This window comes from Bradyrhizobium sp. CCBAU 53421, from assembly GCF_015291625.1.
Lineage (GTDB): Bacteria > Pseudomonadota > Alphaproteobacteria > Rhizobiales > Xanthobacteraceae > Bradyrhizobium.
This window is the reverse complement of record NZ_CP030047.1, coordinates 1,561,359-1,575,145: the sequence shown is the minus strand read 5'-3', so window position 1 is coordinate 1,575,145 and position 13,787 is coordinate 1,561,359. Positions and strand designations below refer to the sequence as shown.

The window sequence follows — 13,787 nt, the reverse complement described above, 5'->3', positions numbered from 1 at the left end:
GCGGCTCTTGCAGTGTGATGTGAGCGCCGGAAAGGCCGATTCACGCGTGCGGCGAAGCGCCGGCAAATGGTTAATAAATCGTTACGCGAACGGTTAGATTCCGATTTGTTCGCCAAATCACAAGTGTGGCGGAGATCAGCTGTGGACGATGCGCGCTTTGGCTGTGGACGGACTCGGCGTGCAGTTGCGCGGATTCCGCAAATCACATCACTTCATCGGCGTCAGGTCCAGGGGCATCCGGAAGCCCGCATCAGGAACTGCACTCGGCCACGACGCAGTATGTCGCAAGTGCCGGCTTCCGTGTGCGTATCAAGCGATCATAAGAACAAGGTCCGAGACGGCATGTCCCTCCTCGAAAGCATTATCGATTCCCGGAACAACCCGCTTGCGGTGGTCGAGGATATCGCCACCGACAACAACTGGGCGTTCGAACGTTCCGGCGAAGACGAGGTGACGATCGTCTCCAAGGGAGACTGGATCGATTATCAGCTCTCCTTCACCTGGATGGGAGAGATCGAGGCGCTGCATCTCGCCTGCGCCTTCGACATGAAGATGCCGCAGGCGCGCCGCGCCGAGGTGCAGCGGCTGGTCGCCGCGATCAACGAGCAATTGTGGGTCGGCCATTTCGATCTGTGGACCCACACCGGCATGGTGATGCATCGCCAGGCGCTGGTGCTGCCCGGCGGCCTCACCGCCTCCACCGCGCAATGCGAGGCCATGGTGGTCAACGCGATCCATGCCTGCGAGCGCTACTATCCGGCATTCCAGTTCGTGGTCTGGGCCGGCAAATCGACCTCCGAGGCGATGGCCGCCGCGATGTTCGACACCGAGGGCGAGGCGTAAGGCTCGCGACCTTTCCACACCCCCCGGTGTCGTCCCTGCAAAAGCAGGGACCTATACTCCGTGACGGCAGTAATTGCCCAACCTGCTTGTGGCCTGCCTCTCGCTCCACTAGAACCGCCTGTGGTTATGGGTCCCTGCTTTCGCAGGGACGACACAGAGTTTGCGGAGCCACCTGTGAGCACGACAAACAGCCCACTGAAAGATGTCACCGGCACCATCGCGCTTGCGGGCGCGGGCAAGATGGGCGGCGCCATGCTGACCGGCTGGCTCGCGCAGGGCCTCTCGCCCCCGCATGTCGCAGTGATCGATCCGCATCTTTCGCCCGAGATCTCCGCGCTTGCCGCCAGGGGCGTGCGGCTCAATCCGCAGGCGACGGAGCTCGGCACGGTCGACACGCTGGTCGTCGCGGTGAAGCCGCAATCGTTCCGCGATGCCGGCGCCGCGCTGAAGGCGCTGGTCGGTCCGTCGACGCTCGTGGTCTCGATCATGGCCGGCACGACGATATCGGCGCTGGAAGAGGTGGTCGGCGGCGCGGTGGTGCGCGCGATGCCGAACACGCCGGCGGCGATCGGCCGCGGCATCACGGTCGCGGTGCCGTCGAAGCGCGTCACCGCCGCACAGCGCGCGATGACCGATGCGCTGCTGAAAGCAACCGGACTGGTCGAATGGGTCGACGATGAGAGCCTGATGGACGCGGTGACCGCGGTCTCCGGCTCCGGCCCGGCCTATGTCTTCCTGCTCGCCGAGGAGCTGGCTCGCGCCGGCGTCGCGGCAGGCCTGCCTGAGCACCTCGCGACCACGCTGGCGCGCGCGACCGTCGCCGGCTCCGGCGAGTTGCTGCATCGCTCGGATCTTGCGTCGGCGACGTTGCGGCAGAATGTCACCTCGCCCGGCGGCACCACAGCGGCCGCGCTCGAGGTGCTGATGGCGAACGACGGCATGCAGCCACTGATGACCCGCGCGATCGCCGCCGCGACGAGGCGCTCGAAGGAATTGGCGAAGTAGCTAGGAGTACGGTCTCTGCCCGTCACCCCCGCGCAAAGGCTTCGCCTTTGTCGCTGGAGGTGCGAGCGAAAGCGAGCCTCGAAGGGTGCACGGCCCGTGGCCCATCCTTCGAGACGCGCTGCGCGCTCCTCAGGATGACGCCCGAGCAAGCGGATTCGGCCGCGCCGACATCTTCACCTACTGCGCTTGCCCCGACGTCACCGCCAGCCGCTTATTAAAACTCTCGACATTGATCAGGCCGCGGGCGTGGCGGCCTTCGCCGAGCTTGCGCGCGCCCTCGAAGGCTTCGACCTCGAAGCGGATCACGCGGCGCTCGACCGCGATCACCTTTGCGGTGGTCCGCACCGTGGCGCCGACGAGCGCTGCCGCGAGATGGCGGATATCGACCTCGGTGCCGACCGTGACCCAGCCGGGCTGCAGCGCGCCGCGGATGGCATCGCCCGACGCCATCTCCATCTCGAGGATCATCATCGGCGTCGCATAGACCATCGGCATGCCCGGCACGAAGTGACCGACCGTGCGCTCCGGCGGCACCACCAGCGTGCGCTCGGCGCTCATGCCGATCTTGATGAAGTCGCGTGCGTCCATGTGGCCTCGAAAAGACTGTCGTCCCGGGCAAGCGAAGCGCGACCCGGGACCCATACCTACGAATATCTGATGTTAGGAAGGCTGGAGCTCCCAGCGAGCACAACAACAAGTATCGGTGGTTATGGGTCCCTGCTTTCGCAGGGACGACGAAGTGAATGTGATTATTTCTTCGCCGCAGCGGCGCGCTCGACGAAGGTCTTGCCGCCCTTCATCTTGTGATGCAACGGTGCTTCGTTGATCTGGATCACGACGGCATCGGCATCGACGCCGAGGTTCTTCACCAGCGCCTGGGTGATGTCGCGCATCATGCCGGCCTTCTGTTCGTCGGTGCGGCCGGCGGCCATGCTCACGGTGATCTCGGGCATTGGAATAACTCCCTGGTTGTTGTTGACGCGCAAGCCGGTCATCCGCCAGCCTGGCAGGCGCGGCATCTTTTTGAAGATGGCTGCGCGGGTCAAGCCCGCGCATGACAAACCAGCTATCTCCAGTTCACCTCATGCCGCGCGAGCACCTCGCGGACCTTGGCGACCAGATCGGCTTCGGAGCAAGAGAACTGGGCCGGACGTGTTTCGCGCCATTCCTGATTGGACGCGATCGCAGCTGCCGCCTTTGCGCCCTCGATCAGGTCCTTGATCTGCACCTCGCCGCGCGCCTTCTCATCCGAGCCCTGGATGATCACGCAAGGTGAGTTGCGGCGGTCGGCATATTTGAGCTGGTTGCCCATGTTCTTCGGATTGCCGAGATAAAGCTCGGCGCGAATGCCGGCCTGGCGCAGCTGCGCCACCATCTTCTGGTAGTCGGCGACGCGGTCGCGATCGAACACGGTGACGACGACGGGCCCGAATTCGGCCTGCGTGTCGAGCTGGCCGAGCATCGTCAGCGCGGCCTGCAGGCGCGAGACGCCGATCGAGAAGCCGGTCGCCGGCACCGGCTCGCCGCGGAAGCGCGAGACGAGGCCATCGTAGCGGCCGCCGCCGCCGACCGAGCCGAACCGCACCGGGCGGCCCTTCTCGTCCTTGGTGTCGAGCAGCAGCTCAACCTCATAGACCGGGCCGGTGTAATATTCGAGGCCGCGAACGACGGTGGGATCGATGCGGATGCGATCCGCGCCATAGCCGGATGCCGCGACCAGCTTGGCGATCTCTTCGAGCTCGCTCACGCCGGCCTGACCGACTTCACTCTTCGCCAGGTAGGTCTCGGCCGCAGCGATGGCCTCTCGCCAATCCGCGCGCTGCTGCGTGACGGCCAGCACGATATCGGCATCCGCCGGGCTCAGCTCGGCGCCCTTGGTAAAATCGCCCTTGCCTTCTTCGCCGCCGTCCCATCGTCCGGGACCAAGCAGCTTGCGCACCTCGTCGGCCGGAAACTTGTCGAGCTTGTCGATCGCGCGCAGCACCGTGAGCCTGCGACCTGCATTGACCTCGCCGCCGAGACCGATCGCCTCGAGCACGCCGTCGAGCACCTTGCGGTTGTTCACCTTCACGACATAGGAGCCGCGCGGAATGCCGAGCGCTTCCATCGTGTCGGCCGCCATCATGCAGATCTCGGCGTCGGCCGCCGGCGTCGCCGAGCCGACCGTGTCGGCGTCGAACTGCATGAACTGGCGGAAGCGGCCCGGGCCCGGCTTCTCGTTGCGGAAGACGTAGCCGAAACGATACGACCGGTACGGCTTCGGCAGCGCGTCGAAATTCTCCGCGACATAGCGCGCCAGCGGCGCGGTCAGGTCGTAGCGCAGCGAGATCCACTGCTCGTCATCGTCCTGGAACGAGAACACGCCCTCGTTGGGACGGTCCTGGTCGGGCAGGAATTTGCCGAGCGCGTCGGTATATTCCATCGCCGGCGTCTCCACCGGCTCGAAGCCGTAGAGCTCGTAGACCGCGCGGATATTCTCGACCATCGCCCGAGTGGCATTGATCGCGGCCGGGCCGCGATCTTCCAGCCCGCGCGGCAGGCGCGCCTTCAGTTTCTGGGGTTTTTTGGGTTTCTCGGCCATATCATGCGCTGCAAGGTTTGTAGGCTGTGACAGCTTACAAAGGTGACGCCGAGTTACCAGTCAACGCCGCGGGCGGCAAGCGGCCCGGCCCCGCTCACCTCGCCCCGCTTGCGGGAAGAGGTCGGAACGCATCGTCAGATGCGTTCCGGGTGAGGGGGACTCTCCGCGAGTTTTGATGTTGAAGCGGCCCCTCACCCCACCCTCTAAGAGCAAGCTTCGCTTGTCTCGACCCCGCAAGAGCGGGGCAAGGGCGCGAAACAGGGTGCCGACCTTACGCGACGTTCCTGATCCAGTTATGCGGATCGTTGGTGCGACCGTACTGGATGTCGACCAGCTTCTTGCGCAGGCCCATCGCGACCGGGCCGGCCACGCCGCCGCTGATCTGGAAGTCGCCGCTCGCCGAGCACACCTTGCCGATCGGCGAGATGACGGCCGCGGTGCCGCAGGCGAACGCCTCTTTCAGCTTGCCGCTGGCGGCATCGGCACGCCACTGCTGGATCGTGTAGGGCTCCTCGCGCACGCGCGTGCCGGCATCCTTGGCAAGCGCGATGATCGAGTCGCGTGTGATGCCGGGCAGGATGGTGCCGAGCGGCGGCGTCAGCAGCGAGCCGTCGTCGAATGCGAAGAAGATGTTCATGCCGCCGAGCTCCTCGATGTAGCGGCGCTCGACCGCATCGAGGAACACGACCTGATCGCAGCCGCGCTCGATCGCCTCCGCCTGCGCGCGCAGGCTTGCGGCATAGTTGCCGCCGCACTTCACGGCGCCGGTGCCGCCGATCGCGGCGCGCGTGTAATTCTCCGACACCCAGATCGACACCGGGGCGGGGCCGCCCTTGAAATAGGAGCCGACCGGCGAAGCGATGACCGAGAAGATGTATTCCGCCGACGGCTTCACGCCGAGGAAGACCTCGCTCGCGATCATGAACGGCCGCAAATAGAGACTGCCCTCGCCGCCCGGGATCCAGGCGCGATCGATCCGCACCAGCTGTTCGACCGCCTCGATGAACAAATCCTCGGGCAGCGGCGCCATCGCCATGCGCTCGGCCGAATCGTGAAAGCGACGGGCATTCGCGTCGGGGCGGAACAGGTTCACGCCGCCATCGTCGCGCCTGTAGGCCTTGAGACCTTCGAAAATCTCCTGGGCGTAGTGCAGCACCGCGCCGGCCGGATCGAGCGGGAAATTCGCGCGGGCCTCGACGCGGGCGCTGTGCCAGCCCTTGCCCTGGCTGTAGCGGACGATCGCCATGTGGTCGGTAAAGACGCGGCCGAAGCCCGGGTCCACGAGCTTCGCCGCGCGATCCTTGTCGGACGTGGCGTTCGGCGCAGGCTGGATGTCGAATTTCAAAGTCATTTTTCTTGCTTTCCGCTGTCGGAACCGGCGCCATACCGGGCGCCAGCCTGTTTCCCCCGGAGCCGTCAGGCTCGGCTGGTACGAACTTCACCACCGCCGGCAACCCGGCCGGTTTCCATCGCCAACATGCCGTTGAGACATGCTTTTGCGGAGTGCTGAAGTCCAGTATGTTTGCCGAAATGCCGCTCGACAATCGCACGGTAGTCCAATTTGCGGCCCAAACCGCCACACTGGCTTTTTCAGGCCGCCTCAAACGCTGTCGGGGACGAAACGACCTAATGTTTCGTCGTGACAGGCAGTTTTGTAACATTGAACCCAAGATACGTCAATATGACTGACATAAATTTCTCAGGCATGGCTGCCAAGCCCGATTCGCAGGGAGATGACCACGCTCCTGCGGCGGGCGGCCGCGACCTGCGCTGGGACATCATCGAGCTCTTGTTCTTCGCCTACCGCGACTTTGTCGGCGATGCCGACCAGGAACTGGAGGCGTTCGGCTTCGGCCGCGCCCACCACCGCGTCATCCACTTCGTCACCCGCTATCCCGGCCTGAAGGTCGCCGACCTGCTCGACGTCCTGCGCATCACCAAGCAATCGCTCGGACGCGTGCTCAAGCAGCTCTTGGACGAAGGCTACATCGTGCAGAAGACCGGCAACAATGACCGCCGGCAGCGCCTGCTCTACGCGACGCCGAAGGGCGAGGCACTGGTCGCCAAGCTCGCGGGGTTGCAGACCGACCGCATCAACCGCGCCATCGCCGGCATCGATCCGGCCGGCGTCGAGACGGTTCGCCAATTCCTCCGCGCGATGATCGACCGCGACGATCCCGACAAGGTGCTCGAAGCGATCTTCGGCGGCGGCAGAAAAACAAGGGAGTGAACCTGGTGCAGGCTGCAACCCTGATGCGCACGCCGGTCGAACCGGCCGACGATGCGCCGCATCTCCTGCTGGTCGACGACGACCGGCGCATTCGCGACCTGTTGTCGCGGTTTCTCTGCGGCGAAGGCTATCGCGTCACCACGGCCATGAGCGCCACCGACGCGCGCGCCAAGCTGCTCGGGCTGCATTTCGACCTGCTCATCCTCGACGTGATGATGCCCGGCGAGAACGGCTTCGACCTCGCCCGCTTCATCCGCAGCTCCTCGACGGTGCCGATCATCATGCTGACCGCCCGCCATGAGGCGGAAGCCCGCATCGAGGGCCTGCAGATCGGCGCCGACGACTATGTCGCCAAGCCGTTCGAGCCGCGCGAGCTGGTGCTGCGTATCGGCAATATCCTCAAGCGCACCGCGCCGCCGCAAGTCACTGTGGTCGAGCAGATCGCGTTCGGCCCCTACATCTTCCATCTCGAGCGCAGCGAGCTTCGCCAGGGCGAGGAGATCATCCATCTCACCGACCGCGAGCGCGAGATGCTGCGCATCCTGGCGAGCGCGCCCGGCGAGACCGTGCCGCGCGGCGAACTGACCAGCGGCGGCACCGTCAACGAGCGCGCGGTCGACGTGCAGATCAACCGCCTGCGCCGCAAGATCGAGCACGATCCCGCCAATCCGCTGTTCCTGCAGGCGGTACGCGGCATCGGCTATCGCCTGGTGGCCTCGCCGTAAGATCCAGCATGAGCACGCTCGACACCGGCCTGACCCTGATCAAGAACGCCTCGCAGCGCGTCTCGAAGGCGAACGGCTGGATGGGCAACGCGTTCAAGAGCTGGATGCCGACCGGCCTCTACGCCCGCGCGCTGCTGATCATGATCGTGCCGATGGTGATCCTGCAGACCGTGGTGGCGTTCGTGTTCATGGAGCGGCACTGGAACACGGTGACGCGGCGCCTGTCGGCTGCGGTGGTGTCCGACATCGCCGCGCTGATCGACGTCTACAAGACCTATCCGCAGGACAAGGACCGCGCGCACCTGCGCGGCATCGCCCAGAAGCTGCAGCTCGTGGTCGACTTCCTCCCCGCCGGCGACATGCCGCCGCCGGGACCGAAGCCGTTCTTCTCGTTGCTCGACCAGACGCTGTCGGTGCAGCTCGGCCGCCAGATCAGCCGTCCGTTCTGGATCGACACCGTCGGCAAGTCCAACCTGGTCGAGATCCGCGTCCAGCTCGACGATTCCGTGATGCGTATCTTCGCGCAGCGCAGCGCGGCCTACGCCTCCAATTCGGAGATCTTCATCTTCTGGATGCTCGGCACCTCGACCATCCTGCTGATCGTCGCCGTGCTGTTCCTGCGCAACCAGATCAAGCCGATCCTGCGGCTCGCCGACGCCGCCGAAAGTTTTGGCAAGGGCCGCGAGGCGCCGAACTTCCGGCCGCGCGGCGCGCGCGAAGTGCGGCGCGCGGCGCAGGCCTTCATCGAGATGAAGGCGCGCGTCGAGCGTTCGATCGAGCAGCGCACCGCGATGCTCGCCGGCGTGTCGCATGATCTGCGCACCATCCTGACCCGCTTCAAGCTCGAGCTCGCCCTGATCGGCGAAGGCCCCGAGATCGACGCCATGCGCAAGGACGTCGACGAGATGTCGATGATGCTCGAGGACTACCTTGCCTTCGCGCGCGGCGATTCCGGCGAGGTCGCGCAGCCGACCGACATGGCAATGGCGCTGGAGGAGCTGCGCAGCGACGCCGAACGCCACGGCCACACCGCGACCGTCGCGTTCCACGGCCTGCCCGTCGTCACGGTGAAACCGGCCTCGTTCAAGCGCTGCCTCGCCAACCTCGTCTCCAACGCGGCGCGCCACGCCAACACGATCTCGATCACCGGCCAGCGCGACCACCGCTATCTCAACGTCACGGTCGACGACGATGGCCCCGGCATCCCGCCCGACATGCGCGAGGAAGTGTTCAAGCCCTTCCTGCGGCTCGACGACGCCCGCAACCAGGACGAAGGCGGCAGCGGCCTTGGACTTGCGATCGCCCGCGACATCGCCCGCTCGCATGGCGGCGACATCATGCTCGGCGAAAGCCCGATGGGCGGCCTGCGCGCGACGGTGCGGGTGCCGGTGTAGCTACCAGCGGTAAGACAAGGTCCCGATCATCTGACGCCGTTCGCCGGCATAGCAATAGCCGCCTGACACGTCTGGTAACGGGTGTCGAACAGATTGGTCGCGTTCACGCGCGCGGTGGCGCCGAGCAAGCGCCGGTCGAGCTTGCCCAGATCGTAATCGATCACCGAGGCAAGCATCACTCTCAGTCGGTCAAGCGCCGCGGCGGCGAGCGAATGCGCCGCGCTCTTACTTCTGCTTGGGCAGCAGGCCCTTCAGCTTTTCCATGTCCTTGACGTTCATCTTCATGCCGCCTGGCATGATGATGTCGCCGGGCTTCTGGTCGCTCTTGCAGGCGCCGAGCCATTTCGCCTCGATGGTCATCGTGGTGTCGCGGGAGCCGGCCGCGCCGCCCTCGGCATGCGAGGTGCTCTTGACCGTGTAGGCGGAATTGAAATCGCCGACGATCTCGGCGTGGCTCTGCATCGACATGCCGGCGACGCTGCACACGCTGTCGCTGACATAGCCGGTCGCGGTCTTCTGGATGTCCTGCTTGGAGCAGACTTCCTTGGCCATCGGCGAGGCCGCCGCGCTCATCTCCTTGTCGGTGGTCTCGTCGGTGCAGTGCTGCATGGTGATTTCCGGCATCGGACCGCCGGTGCGCACCATCTTCATCTCCCACAGACCGGCCTTGCGGATCGGAAGGTCGACGGCGCTCGCGGCGCCGCTGGACAGGACAAGGCAAACAGCAGAACCAAGCAAGGCAAGCTGTCGGGTCATGCGGTGAGCTCCCGGCTGAACGATCGAAGAATTTGGAACGCGCTCAGTAGAGCGTGCGCACCGGCCTCTGGGCCGAACCATAGGGCACCCAGCGGCAGGCGAACGAGATGTAGCCACCCGGGTAGCGCTGCACCGCAAGGAACTTGGCGACCTTGCCGTAAGAGGCGCAGTGATCGACGGCGAGCTGCCGGGCGTCGGTCTGGGCCGCCAGCGTATAGGCGATGATACCGCCGGTATCATTGCCCTTGAACGGCGGCACTGGCTGCATCCAGTCGGCTTGCGCCGGACCAACGGCCAGCATCCCGCTAACGGCAACCAGGCACGCGGCCAATTTCCTTCGCATCGCAGACTCCATTTCGCTGGCGACCAACATAGAGTGCGCCGGCGACCGTGAAAAGAACGAGCGGGCTGGTAGAGGTGGACTTCTCCGCAGGTGTTGCCGCGCTGCACTTGACCTTGCCGGGGCTTCACGGCACCGTCCGCCGCATCGGATCATCGGGTGGATTCCCATGCGCAACCTGTTCAACTCCCGCAATAAACTCGGCCGCACGCTCGGCCTCGCCGCCGCCCTCGTGGTCGGCACGCTGGCTTTCGGGGGCACCGCCCAGGCGGCCAATCCGTTCGAACTGAATTTCTGGCTGTCCGGCCCGCGTTATGACGGCAACGTGGCGCCCTGCGAGAAGGCCCTGGCGGCCATCAGCGATCAATTCCACGAGAAGGAAGCCACCTTCTGGAATTCGCCGCTCGTCATCACCGGGTTCAGCCGGATTCACGAAACCGCGTTCCGCCCCTGGCAGTCCGACAATATTCCGCGCCGCTATTGCTCGGGCGATGCGCTGCTGAGCGATGGCAAGGTGCGCAAGGTGCACTATTCGATCGTCGAGGACGGCGGCTTTGCCGGCTTCAACCAGGGCGTCGAATGGTGCGTCGCCGGGCTCGACCGCAACTGGGCCTACAATCCGTCCTGCAAAGCCGCCCGGCCCTGATCGCCAACCAGATCGCTGACGCAAGCGCCGCCGTCCATACGGCGGCGTTTTTGTTCTTGAAATGTTCCCGCGGACTGTTAGGGTCCGGGCGGTCGTAAGGGGGAGCGTTTGATGCCTTGGTTGGTCACAATTTCCCGATTTCTGATTTCAGCTGCGTTTGTCCTGTGTGGTGCGATGGGGGCTTCGGCCCAGGATCGCCGGCAGAATGCGCCGGGTGAGTTCGATTTCTATGTGCTGTCGCTGTCGTGGTCGCCCTCGTTCTGCGAGGCGGCGAGCGAGCGCGGCAACAACGGGCGCGGCACGCAGGCCCAGTGCGGCGGACGGCCGTACTCGTTCGTGGTGCACGGGCTGTGGCCGCAATATGAGCGGGGCTTTCCGGAATACTGCCAGCGCCCCTCGCCCCGCCTCGCCCGCAACATCATGACCTCGATGCTCGACCTGATGCCGGCGCCAGGGCTGATCTACAACGAGTGGGACAAGCACGGCACCTGCTCAGGGCTCGGCGAGCGCGGCTATTTCGAAGCCATCCGCAAGGCCCGCGCCGCGGTGAAGATCCCCGACGAATTCCTGCAATTGTCGGAGCCGAAGACGATCGCGCCCGACGAGCTGGAGACGGCGTTCATCAAGGCCAATCCGGGGCTCAGCAACTCCGCGATCTCGGTGACCTGCGACAGCAAGCGGCTCAGCGAGGTGCGGATCTGCCTCAGCAAGGATCTGCAATTCCGTTCTTGCGAGGAAATCGATCGCCGCGCCTGCCGCCGCGATCAGGTGGTGATGCCGCCGGTCCGCGGCGGCTGAAGCCGCCGCGTTGGAGCCGGGCAGACGTGCGCCGCACGTCGTCGCGCAAGATCCGGCCGCCGACGTCGTGCAACAAGCGAGATAACGCGCAGATGCCCGGGGGCCGGCTACGCCAGGACCTCACCCGGGCCTTCACCGGGGTCAGCCGTCAACCCGCCGAAGCTTTAGCGAAGGCCGGGACAGGCCGGGCATGACGAAGTACAACATGTGCTCCATCTGGAGCGCAGCGCGATCATTACATGAACTACCGTCACGCCTTTCATGCTGGCAGCTTTGCCGACGTCATCAAGCACATCGTGCTGGTGCGGATGCTCACCTACCTGCAGGAGAAGCAGGCGCCGTTCCGCGTCATCGACACCCACGCCGGCGCCGGCCTCTATGATCTGACCTCGAGCGAAGCGCAGCGCGGCAGCGAATGGCTCACCGGCATCGCGCGGCTGATGCAGGCGCGGCTCTCCGACAAGGCGTTGCCGCTGATCGCGCCCTATCTCGATATCGTCAGGGCATTCAATCCGCGAGGCGAGCTGAAAGCCTATCCAGGCTCGCCGTTGATCGCGCGGGCGCTGCTGCGTCCGCAAGATCGCCTCACTGCCTGCGAGATAGAGCCGACAGCGCGCAAGCACTTGATCGATGCATTGCGACGCGATGCGCAGGCGCGCGTCGTCGATCTCGACGGCTGGATGGCGCTGCCCGCGTTCGTGCCGCCGAACGAGCGGCGCGGCCTGGTGCTGATCGATCCGCCATTCGAAGCGAAGGACGAGTTCGAGCGGCTGGCCAGTGCTTTTACGGAAGCGTTTACGAAGTGGCCGACCGGCGCATATCTTTTGTGGTACCCCGTAAAAACCCGGAGAGCTACCGATGAACTCGCGCGCAGCGTGGCTGCTGCTGCAGCAGGCAGTCGACCCGCAGGCAAATGCTTGCGTTTGGAATTCAGTGTGGCGCCGCAAGAAACAGGCGCCGGCCTCGTTTCCACCGGCCTTTTGATAGTGAATCCGCCGTGGACGCTGTCCGGCGAGCTGAAGATCATCCTGCCCGAACTCGAGAAGCCGCTCGGTCAAGGCGGCGCGGCACGCTTCAGACTCGAGGCGCCTAAACCTTGATCGGTAGCTCCCACTGAAAAGTTCAATTTTGAGCATAGGCAACGCGCGCGGAACCGTATTATGCTCATCCTGTTACGACTGGCTTTACGTTCCGCTTCCGCGAATGGTTGCGGCGGAGTGACAAGGCCGAAATAAAATCCAGGCAGACCGGCGGCGTGACGCCGGCCTGTTCAGGTGGCCAAGCTTCCGACAAGCGAATGTCGGTCAACCGCTACGCGGCGTGCGCGTAGCGGTGGAGCAATACGGGGGAGGAGTTTCCCGATGGCCATGACTGGGACAGTCAAGTTCTTCAACGGAGAGCGTGGCTATGGCTTCATCAAGCCTGACGATGGCGGCCGCGATGTGTTCGTTCACATCACAGCTGTCGAACGCGCAGGATTGAAGGACCTGACTGAAGGACAGCGCATTACGTTCGAGGTTGAACCCGACAAGAAGGGCAAGGGCCCGAAGGCGGTCAACCTGGTGGTTTCATGACGAGCGCGCGGTGCGTGGCTCGTCGTGAACGGCGAATGAAGCGTTGCGTGTGAGTTGATTGCCGGGCGCGTGGCTCGCGCTCGCTGCATGATCATCTGCATGGTGCGGACGCGATTGACGATGCCCGCATATCCGATGCGTGCGGCTCACCGGCTGGATCCGCGGACGCTGCGGCGCACGCTGCCATGCGACATGTCCATGCGATCAGCGCAAAGAAAAACCCGGCCGCGCAGGGCGCAGCCGGGAGTTGATGCCCGACGTCTTCTTGTTCTCAGAAGTGATAGTTGATGCCGGCGCGAACCAGGCTGAAGCTGTAGCCGTTCGACGCGCCGCCGGTGATCGTGAAGTTGCTGTTGGCGAGATCGACGTAGAGATACTCGATCTTGGCGCTCCAGTTCGGGGCAAAGCCCATCTCGGCGCCGGCGCCGACGGTGAAGCCCGCGTTGGTGTGCGACTCCGTGATGCCGAACGTCTCGCCGCGCAGCTCGCCGAAGGCGAGACCGCCGGTCGCGTAGAACAGCACGTTGTTGACCGCATAGCCGGCGCGGCCGCGCACCGTGCCGAACCACGGGTTGGAGAATTTCCACGGCGCGAACCGGTCGTCCGCGGTGGTGCCCTGGATATCGGCCTCGATGCCGAACACCCAGGGAGAACCGTTCTGGAAGTTGTAGCCGGCCTGCACGCCGCCGACGAAGCCGGACGGCTTGGTCGGATTGTTCTCGACCGAACCCCAGCCATAGCCGACGTTGCCGCCGAGATAGGGGCCGGCCCAGCTATAGGCATTGAGCGGCTGATAGACGGTATAGGGCGAGCCGTAGTTGAGGTCGGCCGACGCGGCCGAGGTCGTCCAGCCTGCGACGATCAGTGCCAGCGCACGCGCAACAAACCGGGTCAT

17 protein-coding genes are annotated in these 13,787 nt (G+C 64.9%); 9 read left to right on the top strand and 8 right to left on the bottom strand.

From position 1 onward, the window contains the following. Positions 1 to 342 precede the first annotated feature (342 nt). Positions 343 to 843, top strand: coding sequence for a YbjN domain-containing protein (locus XH92_RS07395; protein ID WP_194458648.1), 501 nt, complete (start codon positions 343 to 345; stop codon positions 841 to 843). A gap of 126 nt (positions 844 to 969) precedes the next feature. Then, positions 970 to 1,848, top strand: coding sequence for a pyrroline-5-carboxylate reductase (gene proC, locus XH92_RS07390; RefSeq protein WP_194461155.1), 879 nt, complete (start codon positions 970 to 972; stop codon positions 1,846 to 1,848). A gap of 177 nt (positions 1,849 to 2,025) precedes the next feature. On the opposite strand, the gene XH92_RS07385 is transcribed toward proC, so the two are convergent. From XH92_RS07385 to XH92_RS07370, 4 genes are all read right to left on the bottom strand, one after another. After that, on the bottom strand, positions 2,026 to 2,436 hold the full coding sequence (locus XH92_RS07385) for a thioesterase family protein (protein ID WP_194458647.1): 411 nt from the start codon (positions 2,434 to 2,436) through the stop codon (positions 2,026 to 2,028). Between the two features lie 161 nt (positions 2,437 to 2,597). Then, positions 2,598 to 2,801, bottom strand: a complete 204-nt coding sequence (locus XH92_RS07380; protein ID WP_044538952.1) for a tautomerase family protein — start codon at positions 2,799 to 2,801, stop codon at positions 2,598 to 2,600. Between the two features lie 113 nt (positions 2,802 to 2,914). After that, positions 2,915 to 4,429 carry a histidine--tRNA ligase gene (gene hisS, locus XH92_RS07375; RefSeq protein ID WP_194458646.1) on the bottom strand — a complete coding sequence of 505 codons (1,515 nt, stop codon included), beginning with the start codon at positions 4,427 to 4,429 and terminating at the stop codon, positions 2,915 to 2,917. A gap of 271 nt (positions 4,430 to 4,700) precedes the next feature. After that, the gene (locus XH92_RS07370; protein ID WP_194458645.1) at positions 4,701 to 5,780 is read right to left on the bottom strand and encodes a branched-chain amino acid aminotransferase; all 1,080 of its coding nucleotides are present in this window, start codon (positions 5,778 to 5,780) and stop codon (positions 4,701 to 4,703) included. A 330-nt stretch (positions 5,781 to 6,110) separates the two neighbouring features. Here XH92_RS07370 and XH92_RS07365 point away from each other — a divergent pair, with 330 nt between their 5' ends. From XH92_RS07365 to XH92_RS07355, 3 genes are read left to right on the top strand one after another with little or no spacing between them, the layout of a single operon-like run. Beyond that, complete coding sequence (locus XH92_RS07365; RefSeq protein ID WP_092124108.1) at positions 6,111 to 6,659, top strand: MarR family winged helix-turn-helix transcriptional regulator; 549 nt, start codon at positions 6,111 to 6,113, stop codon at positions 6,657 to 6,659. Between the two features lie 23 nt (positions 6,660 to 6,682). Continuing rightward, a complete protein-coding gene (locus tag XH92_RS07360) occupies positions 6,683 to 7,384 on the top strand; it encodes a response regulator (RefSeq protein ID WP_371818066.1) in 702 nt (233 codons plus the stop codon). A gap of 8 nt (positions 7,385 to 7,392) precedes the next feature. Then, positions 7,393 to 8,778, top strand: a complete 1,386-nt coding sequence (locus XH92_RS07355; RefSeq protein WP_194458644.1) for an ATP-binding protein — start codon at positions 7,393 to 7,395, stop codon at positions 8,776 to 8,778. 26 nt (positions 8,779 to 8,804) lie between these two features. Here the strand turns inward: XH92_RS07355 and XH92_RS07350 are convergent, their stop codons facing one another. Genes XH92_RS07350 through XH92_RS07340 form a run of 3 tightly spaced genes read right to left on the bottom strand, consistent with a single transcriptional unit; the run spans position 8,805 to position 9,877 of the window. Beyond that, positions 8,805 to 8,954 (bottom strand): hypothetical protein, encoded by a 150-nt coding sequence (locus tag XH92_RS07350; protein ID WP_194461717.1) that lies wholly within the window; start codon positions 8,952 to 8,954, stop codon positions 8,805 to 8,807. Positions 8,955 to 9,003: 49 nt separating this feature from the next. Beyond that, a complete protein-coding gene (locus XH92_RS07345) occupies positions 9,004 to 9,534 on the bottom strand; it encodes a DUF3617 family protein (RefSeq protein ID WP_194458643.1) in 531 nt (176 codons plus the stop codon). A 43-nt stretch (positions 9,535 to 9,577) separates the two neighbouring features. Further along, a complete protein-coding gene (locus XH92_RS07340) occupies positions 9,578 to 9,877 on the bottom strand; it encodes a hypothetical protein (RefSeq protein WP_194458642.1) in 300 nt (99 codons plus the stop codon). A gap of 166 nt (positions 9,878 to 10,043) precedes the next feature. Here XH92_RS07340 and XH92_RS07335 point away from each other — a divergent pair, with 166 nt between their 5' ends. The 4 genes from XH92_RS07335 to XH92_RS07320 all read left to right on the top strand — a co-directional run bounded on the left by XH92_RS07335 (position 10,044) and on the right by XH92_RS07320 (position 12,892). Next, positions 10,044 to 10,520 (top strand): hypothetical protein, encoded by a 477-nt coding sequence (locus tag XH92_RS07335; RefSeq protein ID WP_194458641.1) that lies wholly within the window; start codon positions 10,044 to 10,046, stop codon positions 10,518 to 10,520. Between the two features lie 174 nt (positions 10,521 to 10,694). After that, the gene (locus XH92_RS07330; protein WP_246788527.1) at positions 10,695 to 11,318 is read left to right on the top strand and encodes a ribonuclease T2; all 624 of its coding nucleotides are present in this window, start codon (positions 10,695 to 10,697) and stop codon (positions 11,316 to 11,318) included. Between the two features lie 239 nt (positions 11,319 to 11,557). Then, a complete protein-coding gene (locus tag XH92_RS07325) occupies positions 11,558 to 12,418 on the top strand; it encodes a 23S rRNA (adenine(2030)-N(6))-methyltransferase RlmJ (RefSeq protein ID WP_194458639.1) in 861 nt (286 codons plus the stop codon). A 261-nt stretch (positions 12,419 to 12,679) separates the two neighbouring features. Beyond that, a complete protein-coding gene (locus tag XH92_RS07320) occupies positions 12,680 to 12,892 on the top strand; it encodes a cold-shock protein (protein ID WP_016844477.1) in 213 nt (70 codons plus the stop codon). Positions 12,893 to 13,163: 271 nt separating this feature from the next. On the opposite strand, the gene XH92_RS07315 is transcribed toward XH92_RS07320, so the two are convergent. Next, complete coding sequence (locus XH92_RS07315) at positions 13,164 to 13,787, bottom strand: outer membrane protein (RefSeq protein WP_194458638.1); 624 nt, start codon at positions 13,785 to 13,787, stop codon at positions 13,164 to 13,166.